The organism is Pseudomonas sp. PDM05 (assembly GCF_014851685.1).
Lineage (GTDB): Bacteria > Pseudomonadota > Gammaproteobacteria > Pseudomonadales > Pseudomonadaceae > Aquipseudomonas.
Genome location: NZ_JACVAC010000006.1, coordinates 111,793 through 127,110 on the forward strand (window position 1 = coordinate 111,793; position 15,318 = coordinate 127,110).

The 15,318-nt window shown below is 59.9% G+C and carries 11 protein-coding genes; 6 read left to right on the forward strand and 5 right to left on the reverse strand.

The annotated features are described in order from the left end of the window. Positions 1 to 78 precede the first annotated feature (78 nt). The 4 genes from IB241_RS14080 to IB241_RS14095 all read left to right on the forward strand — a co-directional run bounded on the left by IB241_RS14080 (position 79) and on the right by IB241_RS14095 (position 2,758). Positions 79 to 378 (forward strand): chorismate mutase, encoded by a 300-nt coding sequence (locus IB241_RS14080; RefSeq protein WP_192298960.1) that lies wholly within the window; start codon positions 79 to 81, stop codon positions 376 to 378. 216 nt (positions 379 to 594) lie between these two features. Then, on the forward strand, positions 595 to 1,680 hold the full coding sequence (locus IB241_RS14085; protein WP_192298961.1) for a type I restriction endonuclease: 1,086 nt from the start codon (positions 595 to 597) through the stop codon (positions 1,678 to 1,680). A gap of 162 nt (positions 1,681 to 1,842) precedes the next feature. Then, the gene (locus tag IB241_RS14090) at positions 1,843 to 2,199 is read left to right on the forward strand and encodes a hypothetical protein (protein WP_192298962.1); all 357 of its coding nucleotides are present in this window, start codon (positions 1,843 to 1,845) and stop codon (positions 2,197 to 2,199) included. A 70-nt stretch (positions 2,200 to 2,269) separates the two neighbouring features. Further along, the gene (locus IB241_RS14095; RefSeq protein ID WP_192298963.1) at positions 2,270 to 2,758 is read left to right on the forward strand and encodes a GreA/GreB family elongation factor; all 489 of its coding nucleotides are present in this window, start codon (positions 2,270 to 2,272) and stop codon (positions 2,756 to 2,758) included. Here IB241_RS14095 and gdhA read toward each other — a convergent pair. Both gdhA and ettA read right to left on the reverse strand, forming a co-directional pair. Further along, the gene (gene gdhA / locus IB241_RS14100) at positions 2,755 to 4,092 is read right to left on the reverse strand and encodes an NADP-specific glutamate dehydrogenase (protein WP_192298964.1); all 1,338 of its coding nucleotides are present in this window, start codon (positions 4,090 to 4,092) and stop codon (positions 2,755 to 2,757) included. The genes IB241_RS14095 and gdhA overlap by 4 nt on opposite strands. A 359-nt stretch (positions 4,093 to 4,451) precedes the next feature. Then, a complete protein-coding gene (gene ettA, locus IB241_RS14105) occupies positions 4,452 to 6,116 on the reverse strand; it encodes an energy-dependent translational throttle protein EttA (RefSeq protein ID WP_192298965.1) in 1,665 nt (554 codons plus the stop codon). Between the two features lie 285 nt (positions 6,117 to 6,401). Between ettA and IB241_RS14110 the strand changes: the two genes are divergently transcribed. Then, positions 6,402 to 10,253, forward strand: coding sequence for a bifunctional diguanylate cyclase/phosphodiesterase (locus tag IB241_RS14110; RefSeq protein WP_192298966.1), 3,852 nt, complete (start codon positions 6,402 to 6,404; stop codon positions 10,251 to 10,253). Positions 10,254 to 10,436: 183 nt separating this feature from the next. Beyond that, positions 10,437 to 11,690 (forward strand): serine hydroxymethyltransferase, encoded by a 1,254-nt coding sequence (gene glyA, locus IB241_RS14115; RefSeq protein ID WP_192298967.1) that lies wholly within the window; start codon positions 10,437 to 10,439, stop codon positions 11,688 to 11,690. Between the two features lie 195 nt (positions 11,691 to 11,885). Here glyA and yjiA read toward each other — a convergent pair whose 3' ends face one another. The 3 genes from yjiA to IB241_RS14130 all read right to left on the reverse strand — a co-directional run bounded on the left by yjiA (position 11,886) and on the right by IB241_RS14130 (position 15,282). After that, positions 11,886 to 12,845: a GTPase gene (yjiA, locus tag IB241_RS14120; protein ID WP_192298968.1), complete on the reverse strand. Its 960-nt coding sequence runs from the start codon at positions 12,843 to 12,845 to the stop codon at positions 11,886 to 11,888. A 157-nt stretch (positions 12,846 to 13,002) separates the two neighbouring features. After that, the gene (locus tag IB241_RS14125; protein WP_003194308.1) at positions 13,003 to 13,200 is read right to left on the reverse strand and encodes a YbdD/YjiX family protein; all 198 of its coding nucleotides are present in this window, start codon (positions 13,198 to 13,200) and stop codon (positions 13,003 to 13,005) included. Positions 13,201 to 13,215: 15 nt separating this feature from the next. Continuing rightward, the gene (locus IB241_RS14130; RefSeq protein ID WP_192298969.1) at positions 13,216 to 15,282 is read right to left on the reverse strand and encodes a carbon starvation CstA family protein; all 2,067 of its coding nucleotides are present in this window, start codon (positions 15,280 to 15,282) and stop codon (positions 13,216 to 13,218) included. Positions 15,283 to 15,318 lie beyond the last annotated feature (36 nt).

The following is a 15,318-nucleotide window of genomic DNA, read 5'->3' on the forward strand; positions in this document are numbered from 1 at the left end:
CCCACCGCCTTCGCGGGCAAGCCCGCTCCCACATCGGGCCCGCATCCATTCAGATACACCTAAAGGAGCTCAATCAACATGGCCGTTACCTGCACCACCCTCGAACACGTGCGCAGCAACATCGACCGCCTCGACCAGCAAATCGTCACCCTGCTGGCAGAGCGCGGCAACTATGTCTCCCAGGCCGCGCGCTTCAAAAAAGACACCGATAGCGTCAAGGCGCCCCAACGGGTTGAACAGGTCATCGCCAAAGTGCGGGACTTGTCCCACACGCTCGGCGCAAACCCGGACGTTACCGAACAGGTCTATCGCGCCATGATTGCGGCGTTTATCCAGCAGGAGCTGGCTGAGCATGCGAAGCTCGGAGAGGTCAGCTAGAAATTAGCAAATTTGTTGGCCTGCATAGAAAACCCACATGCCACATTCAACTCACTGATTAGCAAGCAAGAAATTCCTAAGGGTTTTTTAGCTTTTTCGGCGAGCATCAAACTTGTTGCTTTTAAGCCTCGCTTTATACGGATTTGAGTCTAGTCTCGGGTAGCAATCAAATTGCCACCACATCTATACACGGATCCGAATAGGTAGAGGCTAAGTATGGAATTTTTTGAAAAGCTCACCAGTCTGGCAGCAAAGGTTCGGTTACAAGGCCCCGCCATTCAAACCGAAGAAGCGACAAAAAATGCTTTCGTAATGCCTTTTATCAACACGGTGCTGGGTTACGACGTGTTTGATCCACAAGAAGTGATGCCCGAATTCGTCTGTGATGTGGGTACGAAGAAAGGCGAAAAAATCGACTACGCGATCATGAAAGACGGTGAGGTCCAGATACTCATCGAATGCAAAAAAATTGGCGAATCATTGAGCATCAATCACGCATCGCAGCTCTTTCGTTACTTTCATGTCACCAGCGCAAGAATCTCGATTCTCACTAACGGCCAGGTCTACCGCTTTTTTACAGACTTGGACGCCCCTAACAAAATGGACGAAAAGCCGTTTCTGGAATTGGACCTGCTGGACATTGATGAATACTCCGTTCCGGAGTTGATCAAACTCACCAAGTCGGCATTTGATGTTGATTCCATTATCAATGCCGCCGGAGAGCTGAAATACGTCAGCCAACTCAAAAAGCTCATTGGCAGCCAGGTCAGCAAACCAGAAGACGACTTTGTGAAATTCTTCGCATCCCGTGTTTACGAGGGTGTCATCACGCAGAAAGTGCGCGAGCAATTTTTCGAGCTGACACGAAAAGCGTTGGCCCAATTTTTAAATGACCAAATCAATGATCGCCTCAAGTCGGCAATGAGTGGCGTGATACAACCGACACTGGCATCAGCCCCCATTTCGAACGGCACACCCCCAGAGGTGCAAAATAGAGACGAGTCTGAAGAAAAAATCCTGACAACCCTGGAAGAGCTAGAGGGTTATCACATCGTTCGGGCTGTCGTGCGCTCGGTGGTCGACGCCAAACGGATTGTCCAGCGAGATACCCAAAGCTATTTTGGGATATTGCTGGACGATAACAATCGCAAGCCGATTTGCCGCCTGCACTTCAATCGCAGTCAGAAATACCTCGGTGTTTTCGACGAAGAAAAAAACGAGACCCGGCACGCAATCTCGTCCATCGATGAGATTTACGAGTACGCGGATCAACTGAAAAAAACAGTGGGTTACTACGACTGACCCCGCTCTTAAGCCCAACAAAGGCCAAAATGTATGAGGGGACAAGTCCCCTCATACATTTACCCCGCGCCCAACGGCTTTCTCACCTCCCTTTCACACCCCCCCGACAATTCCCTATCTAGACTTATCCCCATCAGCCGGTAAGCGGCCAGGGAGTTCGTCATGTGGCGGTATGCGGTATTGCTGTGCGCGGCGGTGTGGTTGTCGGGTTGCCAGTCGACGCATCAGGAGTTATTGGCCAAGGGCTACCCCCCAGCCTTTGCCGATGGCTTTGACGACGGCTGCAGCAGCGGGCGGCAAGCGGCCGGGGTGATCAGCGGGGAGTTTCGCAAGAACGTCCCGCGTTATCTGAAGGATCGCGAGTACGCCGAAGGTTGGGAGGACGGCTTCCGCCAGTGCAAGGCCATGCGTGAGAACGAAGAGTTGCGCGACTACAAGGACAATCACTGGGACGACCGTGAGCGCGCCTGGCAGCATGAGAAGGACCGCGATGCCGCCAAGGCCTATCGTTCGCAATAGGTCGCTTTCAGACATCCACTGAAACTAAAGCGCGGCGAACATGGCCGAAACTCCATTGAGGGAGACTGTCATGAGCCGAGCTTTTGTAAATGAGGACAACGCCGCCGCCCAGGCTGACCAGCCGGTGGAGCGTCACGTCAGTGATCAGCCCAACCGCGTCACTGCGCAGGGGTTGGCGCAGTTGCAGGCCAAAGTCGCGCAATTGCAGCACGACTACAGTGTCGAATCCGCCAAAGACGATAAACAGCGCCAGGCCGACCTTGAGCGGGACCTGCGCTACTTCAACCAGCGGGTGCAGAGCGCCCAAGTCGTAGCGCCGGCCACTTCCACCGAAAAGGTGCAGATCGGCAGTTGGGTGACCTTCGCCAATGAGCAGGACGTGCAGCAGCGCATTCAGTTGGTCGGTGAAGACCAGGCCGACGCTGCGGCAGGCCTGATCAACTGGGGGTCGCCCCTGGGCCGCGCATTGCTCGGGGCCCAGGTGGGGGACGAGGTGCTGTGGAAGCGCCCCGTCGGCGATCAGTTGATCGAAGTGTTGCGCATCGACCCCGAGGTTTAGACGATGCCTTGGGCCAGCATCGCGTCGGCGACTTTGACGAAACCGGCGATGTTCGCGCCTTTGACGTAGTTGATCCGGCCGTTTTCTTCGCCGTAGTGCACGCAGGCATGGTGGATCGACTGCATGATGTTGTGCAGCTTGCTGTCCACTTCACCGGCCGTCCACAGCAGGCGCATGGCGTTCTGCGACATTTCCAGGCCGCTGACGGCCACGCCACCGGCATTGGAGGCTTTGCCTGGCGCGAACAGGATGCCCGCCTCGATGAACAGATCCACGGCCGCCAGCGTCGTCGGCATGTTGGCGCCTTCGGCTACGCAGATGCAGCCATTGCGCAGCAGGGTGCGCGCCGCATCGGCGTCGAGTTCGTTCTGGGTCGCGCAGGGCAGTGCAATATCGCAGGCCAGTTCCCACGGCGTCTGGCCCCTGCGGAATTCCAGGCCGAAACGCTCGGCCAGCTCACTGATGCGCCCGCGTTGCACGTTTTTCAGTTCCAGCAGCGCCGACCACTGGTCTTCGGTCAAGCCGCTTTCGGCATACAGCGTGCCTTCGGAGTCGGACAGGGAAATCACTTTGCCACCCAGGTCCATGACCTTGCGCGCCGCGTATTGCGCCACGTTGCCGGAACCGGACACCGCCACGCGCTTGCCTTCAACCCGCAGGCCGTCGCGCTTGAGCATCTCTTCGGCGAAGTACACGCAACCGAAACCAGTGGCTTCGGGACGGATCAGGCTGCCGCCATAGGTCATGCCCTTGCCGGTCAGCACGGAGGTGAACTGGTTGCTCAGGCGCTTGTACTGCCCAAACAGGAAACCGATCTCGCGGGCGCCCACGCCAATATCGCCGGCCGGCACGTCGACGTCGGCGCCGATGTGACGGTACAGCTCGCTCATGAACGACTGGCAGAAACGCATGACTTCGGCGTCGCTCTTGCCCTTGGGGTCGAAGTCCGAACCGCCTTTACCGCCGCCCATGGGCAACGAGGTCAGGGAGTTCTTGAAGGTCTGTTCGAAGGCGAGGAATTTCAGCACGCCCAGGTTCACCGACGGGTGGAAGCGCAGGCCGCCCTTGTACGGGCCGATGGCGCTGTTCATCTGGATGCGGAAACCGCGATTGACCTGGACCTTGCCATGATCATCGACCCACGACACCCGGAAGGTGATTGCGCGTTCGGGCTCGCAGATGCGTTCCAGAATGCCCGAGGTCAGGTAGTGGGGATTGGCTTCGAGAAACGGCCACAGGCTGCGTAGGACTTCTTCTACAGCCTGGTGGAATTCTGGCTGGTCCGGGTCGCGTTTCTTGAGTCGGGCAAGGAAGGATTCGACGGATTCGATCATGAAAAGTCTCGGCAAATTGATTGTTTTTAAATGAGATTGGGCCGGACTTTATCAATTCATGTCGCACTGCGACAGGGCAAAATGTCGCTTTTGTGAATTTAAATGGTGCATTGGATATAAATAAACCTGAAAAACAGGTTTTTTTTGCACCTTAAAAGGGATTGTCAGCCCAGGGAACGCACCAACAGATAAACCGCCTTCGCAGGCAAGCCAGCTCCCACATTTGACCGAGTACATCCGCAGCGACGCGGTCGAATGTGGGAGCTGGCTTGCCTGCGATGAATGCACCTCGGTCCTACAGAAAAACACAAAAAAAAACGGAGCCCGAAGGCTCCGCTCTTTCACACCACCAACCCGAATCAGGCCAGTTTTTTGTGACGCACCCGGTGCGGCTGGGCAGCGGCTTCGCCCAAGCGCTTCTTACGGTCGGCTTCGTACTCGGTGTAGTTGCCTTCGAAGAACACCGCCTGGGAGTCGTCTTCGTACGCCAGGATGTGCGTCGCGACGCGGTCAAGGAACCACCGATCGTGAGAGATCACAATGGCGGCGCCCGGGAAGTCCAGCAGGGCTTCTTCCAGGGAACGCAGGGTTTCAACGTCAAGGTCGTTGGACGGTTCGTCGAGCAGCAGGACGTTGCCGCCCTCTTTGAGGGTCAGGGCCAGGTGCAAGCGACCGCGCTCACCACCGGACAGATCCTTGACGAACTTCTGCTGGTCGCCGCCCTTGAAGTTGAAACGGCCGACGTAGGTGCGCGACGGGATTTCATAGTTGCCGATACGGATCTGGTCGGAACCGTCGGAAATCTGCTGGAACACCGTCTTGCTGCCGTCGAGGTCTTCACGGCTCTGGTCCACACAGGCCAGTTGCACGGTTTCGCCGATCTCGATGCTGCCGGAGTCCGGGGTTTCCTTGCCCATCAGCATGCGGAACAGTGTGGATTTACCCGCACCGTTACCACCGATAACGCCGACGATCGCGCCTTTTGGCATGGAGAACGACAGGTTATCGATCAACACGCGGTCGCCATAGCCTTTGGAAACGTTCTTGAACTCGATGACCTTGTCACCCAGGCGCGGGCCGGCCGGGATGTAGATCTCGTTGGTTTCCGAGCGCTTCTGGAATTCCTGCGATTGCATTTCTTCAAAGCGTTGCAGACGCGCCTTGGATTTGGACTGGCGGGCTTTGGCGCCTTTGCGCACCCACTCCAGTTCTTCCTTCATGGCTTTTTCGTGGGCCGATTGCTGCTTGGATTCGGCGGCCAGACGGTCGGACTTGGCTTCCAGCCAACCGGAGTAGTTGCCCTCGTAAGGGATACCGGCGCCACGGTCGAGCTCGAGGATCCAGCCGGCAACGTTGTCCAGGAAGTAACGGTCGTGCGTGATCGCAACCACGGTGCCTGGGAAGTCGTGAAGGAAATGTTCCAGCCAGGCGACGGAATCGGCGTCCAGGTGGTTGGTGGGTTCGTCGAGCAGCAGCATGTCGGGGGCCGACAGCAGCAGGCGGCACAGGGCCACGCGGCGCTTCTCGCCACCGGACAGGTGTTCGACCTTGGCGTCCCACGCCGGCAGGCGCAGCGCGTCGGCGGCGACTTCCAGCTGGCGCTCAAGGTTGTGACCGTCGCCAGCCTGCAGGATGGCCTCGAGCTTGGCCTGTTCGGCGGCGAGCTTGTCGAAGTCGGCATCCGGCTCGGCGTAGGCGGCGTAGACCTCGTCCAGGCGCGCCTGGGCGTCCTTGATCACGGCGACGGCTTCTTCAACCACTTCACGCACGGTCTTGGTCGGGTCCAGGATCGGCTCTTGCGGCAGGTAACCGATGTTCAGGTCGGGCATCGGGCGGGCTTCGCCTTCGAACTCGGTGTCGACGCCGGCCATGATTTTCAGCAGTGTGGACTTACCCGAACCGTTGAGGCCGAGCACGCCGATCTTGGCGCCGGGGAAGAAGGACAGCGAAATGTTTTTCAGGATTTCCCGCTTCGGCGGAACAACTTTTCCCAGCCGATGCATGGTGAAGACGTATTGAGCCATGGTGAACCTAGCGTCAGTGACTGATGAATTAATGCGGGCGAAGCCCGTGCCAGGCCATGCGCCGCGCGGGCCGTTGACGGTAATCAATGCCTGCGTGCGGAAAGAGCCTGAATGTCTGGGGCTGGAACGCCCCCGCGTAACCGGCAAAGCTACCTGAATGCGCCTGGCCAGTCCAGCCAAGCGGGGCTGGCACTTTGCCACAACTCAAGGCATGCTAGCCGCCCTTCGGCGTCCGGCTTATAGTGCGTGTCGCACGCCAGTCCAGCCAACCCGCAGGATCACAGCTTGTCCAAAGTCACGCCGCCTACTCCCCTACGCGCCGCTCATATAGCGCCGGGAGCGCCCCTGCATGGCACCTTGAAAGGCGCGTTGGCGACGCTCGTCCTTTTGTTGCTCGCGCTTTTGTTCTGGCAACTGCTGGACCAGTTGCAGCAAAACCAGAAAAACCAGCAGCAATACACCATCGACTACAGCGCCGACCTGGCTGAGCAGATCAGCCTGAACATGGCCCTGAGCGCAAAAATCGCCCTGAACCTGCTACCGATGGTCGAGCCGCCGCGCAACAGCGAACAGCAGCAGGCCCTGGTGCATACGTTGCAGCGCTCCCTGCCGGAGTTGCGCAGCATCGCCTTGCTGGCCCCCAGCGGCGCAATGATCAGCGACAGCGCCAGTGACAGCCAGGACGCGGCCTGGCTCGAAGAGCTGGTGCAACGCAGCCATTCCCAGCCTTACTACCTGAGCAACAGCAACGACGGCACGATCATCTATCTGCTGCTGCACCAGCCAACTGGCGGCTCGCGGGTGTATTGGGTGTTGCGCCTGGCGCCCGCCTACCTGGTCAACCTGACTCGCCAGGATGGCCAGGGCCAGCGACCGATGTGGGCCATCGAGAACCGCATCAATCACCGCGTGGTCGGCCGCGACAGCGGCATGCCGGCGCAATGGGCCGTGGCGCTGACCCCGGACGAATTGAATAAAAGTGTACTCATCACCCCCCTGAGCAAAAGCGACTGGCAATTGCGCGGCCTGTTCGACCGCAATGCCGTGCTGGAAGAACTGCTGCCCGCCTTCATCGGCAAGTGCCTGCTCGGCCTCGCGTTCTCGCTGATCCCGGTATTCGTGCTGGTCAACATGCGCCGCCGCCAGCGCCAGGTGCATGAAGGTCGGCGGCGCTACCAGGATATTTTCGAGGGCACCGGCGTGGCCCTGTGCGTGCTGGACCTGTCGGGGCTGAACACGTTCTTTGACAAGGCCAGGCTGCAAACCCGCGAACAATTGCACGACTGGCTGCAAGGCAACCGCGAACAGCGCCAGCAACTGCTCAGGGAACTGCGCATCACCGAGGTCAACCAGGTCGCAGTGCGCCTGCTCAACGTCGGCTCGTGCGAGGAAGCCTGGGAGCGCCTGATCGATGACTGCCCGCACAACGCCACGGCCATCGGCTACCAGGTGCTGGAAGCGGTGCTGACCCAGCAGAAACAGCTGGAGCTGGAAATCCACCTCAACGATGTCGCCGGCAATGACCAATACCTGTGGCTGGTGATGCGCCTGCCGGAGCAGCAGGACGACTTCAAGGCGGTGATCCTGAGCATCAGCGACATCACCAGCCGCAAGCTGATCGAGCTGTCACTGGTGGAACGCGAGAGTTTCTGGTCGGACGTGGTCCGCACCGTGCCCGACCACCTGTATGTGCAGGACGTGATCAGCCAGCGCATGATTTTCAGCAACCATCACCTGGGCCACACCCTCGGCTACAACAAAGCCGAACTGCTGCAAATGGGCGAGTATTTCTGGGAAATCCTGCTGCACCCCGAAGACGCCGAGCGCTACCACGACTTGCGCCAACAACAGCGCCAGGCCGGTTATTCGGCCCAGTTGCAATGCCAGTTGCGCTTCCGCCACCGCAACAACCAGTGGCGCCGCTTCGAAATTCGCGAGCAGGCCCTGGCGCGAGACAAGGCGGCGCAGGTCACGCGCATCATCGGCGTGGCCAAGGACATCACCGACCAGATCGAAGCCAGTGAATCCCTGCGCGACAGCGAGCAGCGCTACCGCATGCTCGCCGAAAGCATCAGCGACGTGATCTGTTCCACCGACAGCCAACTGGCCCTCAACTACATCAGCCCTTCGGTCAACGCGGTGCTGGGCTACGACGTGGACTGGGTGTTCAAGAACGGCTGGCAGTCGATCATCGCCAACCCGCAGCAACTGACCGGCATCTACAGCCTGGTGGAACAGGTCAGCCGCGCCCTCGGTGATACCGACGCACTGGCCAGGCTGCGCGACGAAGCGCGGACCCAGCTGTTCCTGTTCGATTGCCTGCGCGCCGACGGGCGCAAAGTGCCGATCGAATTGCGCCTGGTGCTGGTGTGGGATGAACACGGTACGTTCGAAGGCATCCTTGGCGTCGGCCGCGACATCAGCCAGCAACGCCGCGCCGAGAAAGACCTGCGCATGGCGGCCACGGTATTCGAACACTCCACCTCGGCGATCCTGATCACCGACCCGGCCGGCTATATCGTCCAGGCCAACGACGCATTCACCCGCGTCAGCGGCTACAGCGTGGCCGACGTGCTCGACCAGTTGCCGAACATGCTCACCGTCGACGAACAGCAAGAAGCCCATCTGCGCTACGTGCTCAAGCAGTTGCACCAGCACAGCACCTGGGAAGGCGAAGTGTGGCTCAAGCGCCGCAACGGCGAGCATTACCCGGCCTGGGTCGGCATTACCGCCGTGTTCGACGATGAAGGCGACCTGGCCAGCTACGTGTGCTTCTTCAGCGACATCAGCGAGCGCAAGGCCAGTGAGCAGCGTATCCACCGCCTGGCGTACTACGACGCCCTGACCCACCTGCCCAACCGCACGCTGTTCCAGGACCGCCTGCACACCGCGTTGCAATCGGCCGAACGGCAGAAGTCGTGGGTCGTGCTGATGTTCCTCGACCTCGACCGTTTCAAGCCGATCAACGACTCCCTGGGCCACGCCGCCGGCGACCGCATGCTCAAGGAAATGGCCACGCGCCTGCTCGGCTGCGTCGCCGAAGACGACACCGTGGCGCGCATGGGTGGCGACGAGTTCACCTTGCTGCTGCAACCGCGCATCAGCCGCGAAATGGCACTGAACCGCGCGATCCACGTGGCCGAACAGATCCTCGCCAGCCTGGTGAAGCCGTTTGTGCTCGAAGGCCGCGAATTCTTCGTCACCGCCAGTATCGGCATTGCCCTCAGCCCGCAGGACGGCAACGAGCTGAGCCAGTTGATGAAAAACGCCGACACCGCGATGTATCACGCCAAGGAACGCGGCAAGAACAACTTCCAGTTCTACCAGGCCGACATGAACGCCAGCGCCCTGGAGCGCCTGGAGCTGGAAAGCGACCTGCGCCATGCCCTGGACCAGAACGAATTCGTGCTCTATTACCAGCCGCAGTTCAGCGGCGACGGCAAGCGCCTGACCGGCGCCGAAGCCTTGCTGCGCTGGCGTCATCCGCGTCGCGGGCTGGTGCCGCCGGGGGACTTCATCCCGGTGCTGGAGGAGTTGGGCCTGGTGGTGGATGTGGGCGACTGGGTGATCAGCGAGGCGTGCCGCCAGCTCAAGACCTGGCACCAGAACAAGGTGCGCGTGCCGAAAGTCTCGGTGAACATCTCGGCGCGGCAGTTCTCCGACGGCCAGTTGGGCGAACGCATCGCCAGCATCCTGGAAGACACCGGCCTGCCCCCGGCGTGCCTGGAACTGGAGCTGACCGAAAGCATCCTGATGCGCGAAGTCAACGAAGCCCTGCACATCCTCGACGGCCTGAAAAACCTGGGCCTGAGCATTGCGGTCGACGACTTCGGCACGGGTTACTCGTCGCTCAACTACCTCAAGCAATTCCCCATCGACGTGCTGAAGATCGACCGTACCTTTGTCGACGGCCTGCCGTCCGGCGAACAGGACGCCCAGATCGCCCGCGCCATTATCGCCATGGCCCACAGCCTGAACCTGGCGGTGATCGCCGAAGGCGTGGAAACCCATGAGCAACTCGACTTCCTGCGTGAGCATGGTTGCGATGAAGTGCAGGGCTACCTGTTTGGACGGCCGATGCCGGCAAGCCGGTTTGAAGCGCAGTTCAGCAATGATGCGCTGTTCATGTTTGATTGAATGAGAGCAGCTGCAAGCTTGAAGCTACAAGGGGCAAGCGAGAGCGGAACTGCCCTTACTTGAAGCTTGTAGCTTGCAACTTGAAACTGGCACCTCATCCCCATGACTATGTTTCATATCCCTTCTAATTAGCGCTTGGGTTAGAATGCCCTCCTTTTCTGCCCCCGATCCTTGAGGACCGCCATGTTCAGCCGTGATTTGACTATTGCCAAGTACGACGCCGATCTCTTCGCCGCCATGGAGCAAGAAGCCGTGCGCCAGGAAGAGCACATCGAGCTGATCGCTTCGGAAAACTACACCAGCCCAGCGGTCATGGAGGCTCAGGGTTCGGTTCTGACCAACAAGTACGCCGAAGGCTACCCAGGCAAGCGCTACTACGGCGGTTGCGAGTACGTCGACGTGGTTGAGCAACTGGCCATCGACCGTGCAAAAGAACTGTTCGGCGCCGATTACGCCAACGTCCAGCCGCATGCCGGTTCCCAAGCCAACAGCGCTGTGTACCTGGCCCTGCTGCAAGCGGGCGACACCATCCTGGGCATGAGCCTGGCCCACGGCGGTCACCTGACCCACGGCGCCACTGTTTCTTCCTCCGGCAAGCTGTACAACGCCGTTCAATACGGTATCGATGGCAACGGCCTGATCGACTACGACGAAGTCGAGCGCCTGGCTGTTGAACACAAGCCAAAAATGATCGTGGCCGGTTTCTCTGCCTACTCGCAGATCCTGGACTTCCCACGCTTCCGCGCTATCGCCGACAAGGTTGGCGCCTACCTGTTCGTCGACATGGCCCACGTGGCCGGTCTGGTCGCCGCTGGCGTCTACCCGAACCCGGTACCTTTCGCTGACGTGGTCACCACCACTACCCACAAGACCCTGCGCGGTCCACGTGGCGGCCTGATCCTGGCTCGCGCCAACGCCGACATCGAGAAGAAGCTGAACTCCGCCGTATTCCCGGGCGCCCAGGGCGGCCCGCTGGAGCACGTGATCGCGGCCAAGGCGATCTGCTTCAAGGAAGCCTTGCAGCCTGAGTTCAAGGTCTACCAGCAACAAGTGGTCAAGAACGCCCAGGCCATGGCCAGCGTGTTCATCGAGCGCGGTTTTGACGTGGTTTCCGGCGGTACTGAAAACCACCTGTTCCTGCTGTCGCTGATCAAGCAGGAAATCTCCGGTAAAGATGCTGACGCTGCCCTGGGCAAAGCCTTCATCACCGTGAACAAAAACTCCGTGCCGAACGACCCACGTTCGCCGTTCGTCACTTCCGGCCTGCGCTTCGGCACCCCGGCTGTGACCACTCGTGGCTTCAAGGAAGCAGAGTGCAAGGAACTGGCCGGCTGGATCTGCGACATCCTGGCAGATCTTTCCAACGAAGCCGTGATCGACGCGGTACGCGAGAAGGTCAAGGCCATCTGCAAGAAGCTGCCGGTGTACGGCGCTTGATTGCAGTTGCTTGAATGAAAAGCCCGGCTCTTGAGCCGGGCTTTTTTATGCCTGAAACACTGCTTTCTCAGCCTGAAATGCAATCTTTATGTGGGAGCGGGCTTGCTCGCGAATGCAGCGGGTCAGCTAGGATATTGGTCGCTGACACACCGCATTCGCGAGCAAGCCCGCTCCCACAGTTGATCGCACTTCAATTCAACGCTGGTAAACCTTCGCAAAACCTTCGCGGATTTTTTCCTCCGGCAATTCATCGGCAATAAACACAATCACACTCTCCCGCGCCTCGCCCTCCTCCCATTCGGTATCCCAGTCGAACCCGTAGAGCTTGAGCACGCCCTGGAACACCATCCTGCGATCCTCCCCGGCGATGTTCAGCACGCCCTTGTAGCGCAGCAGTTGCTTGCCGTGATCTTCCAGCAGCGCGTTCATGAACTCGCTGAGACGGTCAATATCCAGCGGCTGCTCGGTGCGTAGTACCAGGCTGGAGATACGGTCGATGGACGGCGCCTTGCCGACCGGGCGCAGGCTCATGCCGGCGTTGAGGTTGAAGCCGCGCACATCGAGCAATTCGGCCAGGTCGATGGTGCCGTGATCGACCACCCGAATCGGCGCCCGACGGTTGATGCGGGTCAGGCGCTCGCTGAGGGCATCAAAGGTGGCGTCATCCACCAGATCGCGCTTGCTCACCAGCAGGCGGTCGGCAAAGCCGATCTGGGCCTGGGCGATGGTCTGGGTCAGGTGGTGCTCGGCGTGGGCCGCGTCCACCAGGGTGATGATGCCGTCGAGGATGTAGCGCTCACGCAGTTCCTCGTCGATGAAAAAGGTCTGTGCCACCGGCGCCGGGTCGGCCAGGCCGGTGGTCTCGATCACCAGGCGGTCGAAGGCAATTTCGCCGCTGTCCAGGCGTTCGAGCAGCAGGTACAGGGCCTTGGTCAGGTCGGTGTGGATGGTGCAGCACACGCAGCCGTTGGACAGGGTCATGACTTGCACCGGCTCATCGCCCAACAGTTGGGTGTCGATACCGGCATCACTGAATTCGTTTTCGATCACGGCGATTTTCAGGCCGTGCTCGGCTTTGAGCAGGTGACGCAGCAAGGTGGTCTTGCCGGCGCCGAGGAAGCCACTGAGGATGGTTACGGGGATGGGAGAGGACAAAGACAGTTCTCCTTATAACTGAAGGAACACAAAACAAATGTGGGAGCGGGCTTGCTCGCGAAAGCAATGTGTCAGCCAGCACATACATCAACTGACAAACCGCTTTCGCGAGCAAGCCCGCTCCCACATGGGATCACCGCCAGCCCGGGCTACCGGGTCAACAGCACTTGGGCCCACCCTTGCCACCGTAACGGGCCTCCTGGCGTTCCCGGAAGAACGCCTTGTAGTCCATCACCGGTTTGTCCGGGTGCTTGGTTTGCATATGCTCGACGTACGTGTCGTAGTCGGGCATGCCGACCATCAGGCGCGCGGCCTGACCGAGGTATTTACCGAGGCGACTGATGTCATTGAACATGGCTGCAATCCTCTATCACGCGTCCGGCAGGGCCTGGAACGGGGCTTCTTTATCCGTACGCTCTTTGTTGCCCCAGGCGGCTACGCCGACCTTGAGCGCATAGAACAGGATGCTGAACACCACGAACAGGAACATCGCCGTCAGCGTTGCGTTGGTGTACGCGTTGTAGATCACGTGCTGCATCTGGTCGATGTTCTTCGCCGGGGCGAGGATCTGGCCATTGGCCAATGCATCGCTGTACTTCTTCGCCAGCGACAGGAAGCCGATCGCCGGGTTGGCGTCGAACAGCTTGATGAAGCCTGCGGTAGTGGTGCAGATCAGCAGCCATACTGCCGGCAGCATGGTCACCCAGATGTAGCGTTGGCGTTTCATTTTGATCAGCACGACGGTCGCCAGCATCAGCGCGATACCCGCGAGCATCTGGTTGGAGATACCAAACAGCGGCCACAAGGTGTTGATGCCGCCCAGTGGGTCGATCACGCCTTGGTACAGCAGGTAACCCCACATGGCCACGCAACCGGCAGTCGCGATCAGGTTGGCGGTCCACGATTCGGTGCGTTTGAGCGAAGGCACGAAGGAGCCGAGCAGGTCCTGCAACATGAAGCGACCGGCGCGGGTACCGGCGTCAACCGCCGTCAGGATGAACAGCGCTTCGAACAGGATCGCGAAGTGATACCAGAACGCCATGGTGTTTTCACCCGGCAGCACACTGTGCAGGATCTGCGCGATACCCACGGCCAGGGTCGGCGCACCACCGGCTCGAGCCAGGATGGTGGTTTCACCGATGTCATGGGCGACGGCTTGCAGCGCCTCCGGGGTAATCGCAAAACCCCAGCTGCTGACGGTTTGCGCAACGGCAACGACATCGGCACCGACCACGGCGGCCGGGCTGTTCATGGCGAAGTACACGCCAGGCTCGATCACCGAAGCCGCAACCATCGCCATGATGGCCACGAACGACTCCATCAACATGCCGCCGTAACCGATGTAGCGGGCGTTGGTTTCGTTATCCAGCAGCTTGGGCGTGGTGCCCGAGGAGATCAGCGCGTGGAAACCCGAGACCGCGCCACAGGCAATGGTGATGAACAGGAACGGGAACAGGCCGCCCTTCCACACCGGGCCGGTGCCGTCGATGAACTGGGTCAGCGCGGGCATTTTCAGCTCTGGCATGGTGACCAGGATGCCGATGGCCAGGGCGATGATGGTGCCGATTTTCAGGAAGGTCGACAGGTAGTCACGCGGCGCCAGGATCAGCCATACCGGCAGTACCGCCGCGACGAAACCGTAGCCGATCAGCATCCAGGTGATTTGAATGCCGGTGAAGGTGAAGGCCTTGGCCCACACCGGGTCAGCGGCAATCTGCCCGCCCAGCCAGATCGAACCCAGCAGCAACAGCACGCCGATGACCGAGATTTCACCAATGCGGCCCGGGCGGATGTAGCGCATGTACACGCCCATGAACATCGCAATCGGGATGGTCGCCATCACCGTGAAGATGCCCCACGGGCTCTCGGCCAGGGCCTTGACCACGATCAGCGCCAGCACCGCAAGGATGATGATCATGATCAGGAAGCAGCCGAACAGCGCGATAGTCCCCGGAATGCGGCCCATCTCTTCGCGGACCATATCCCCCAGGGAACGGCCGTTGCGCCGGGTGGACAGGAACAGGACCATGAAATCCTGCACCGCGCCGGCCAGTACCACACCGGCAATCAGCCAGAGCGTGCCGGGCAGGTAGCCCATTTGCGCCGCCAGCACCGGGCCGACCAAGGGGCCTGCACCGGCAATCGCCGCAAAGTGGTGACCGAAAAGGATATGTTTGTTGGTCGGCACATAGTCCAGACCGTCGTTGTTGATCACTGCGGGGGTGGCCCGCCGTGGATCGAGTTGCATCACGTTATTCGCGATGAACAGGCTGTAGTAGCGGTATGCAACCAGGTAGATGGCCACAGCAGCGACCACAATCCACAAGGCGTTGATCGCCTCGCCGCGGCGCAAGGCCACTACGCCAAGGGCGCACGCTCCTACGATTGCCAGCACCAGCCAGGGTAGGTGGCGTAGCAGGCTATTATTATTTTTCATTTTTATATTCCAGCCAGGGTGGACAGAAAGGACAGC

What these genes read in the sequence shown, in the direction of transcription:
- IB241_RS14130 (WP_192298969.1), bottom strand. Translation starts at nt 15,282, where the DNA reads ATGAAAAATAATAATAGCCTGCTACGCCACCTACCCTGGCTGGTGCTG.
- glyA (WP_192298967.1), top strand. Translation starts at nt 10,437, where the DNA reads ATGTTCAGCCGTGATTTGACTATTGCCAAGTACGACGCCGATCTCTTC.
- IB241_RS14125 (WP_003194308.1), bottom strand. Translation starts at nt 13,200, where the DNA reads ATGTTCAATGACATCAGTCGCCTCGGTAAATACCTCGGTCAGGCCGCG.
- IB241_RS14085 (WP_192298961.1), top strand. Translation starts at nt 595, where the DNA reads ATGGAATTTTTTGAAAAGCTCACCAGTCTGGCAGCAAAGGTTCGGTTA.
- ettA (WP_192298965.1), bottom strand. Translation starts at nt 6,116, where the DNA reads ATGGCTCAATACGTCTTCACCATGCATCGGCTGGGAAAAGTTGTTCCG.
- IB241_RS14095 (WP_192298963.1), top strand. Translation starts at nt 2,270, where the DNA reads ATGAGCCGAGCTTTTGTAAATGAGGACAACGCCGCCGCCCAGGCTGAC.
- IB241_RS14090 (WP_192298962.1), top strand. Translation starts at nt 1,843, where the DNA reads ATGTGGCGGTATGCGGTATTGCTGTGCGCGGCGGTGTGGTTGTCGGGT.
- IB241_RS14080 (WP_192298960.1), top strand. Translation starts at nt 79, where the DNA reads ATGGCCGTTACCTGCACCACCCTCGAACACGTGCGCAGCAACATCGAC.
- gdhA (WP_192298964.1), bottom strand. Translation starts at nt 4,092, where the DNA reads ATGATCGAATCCGTCGAATCCTTCCTTGCCCGACTCAAGAAACGCGAC.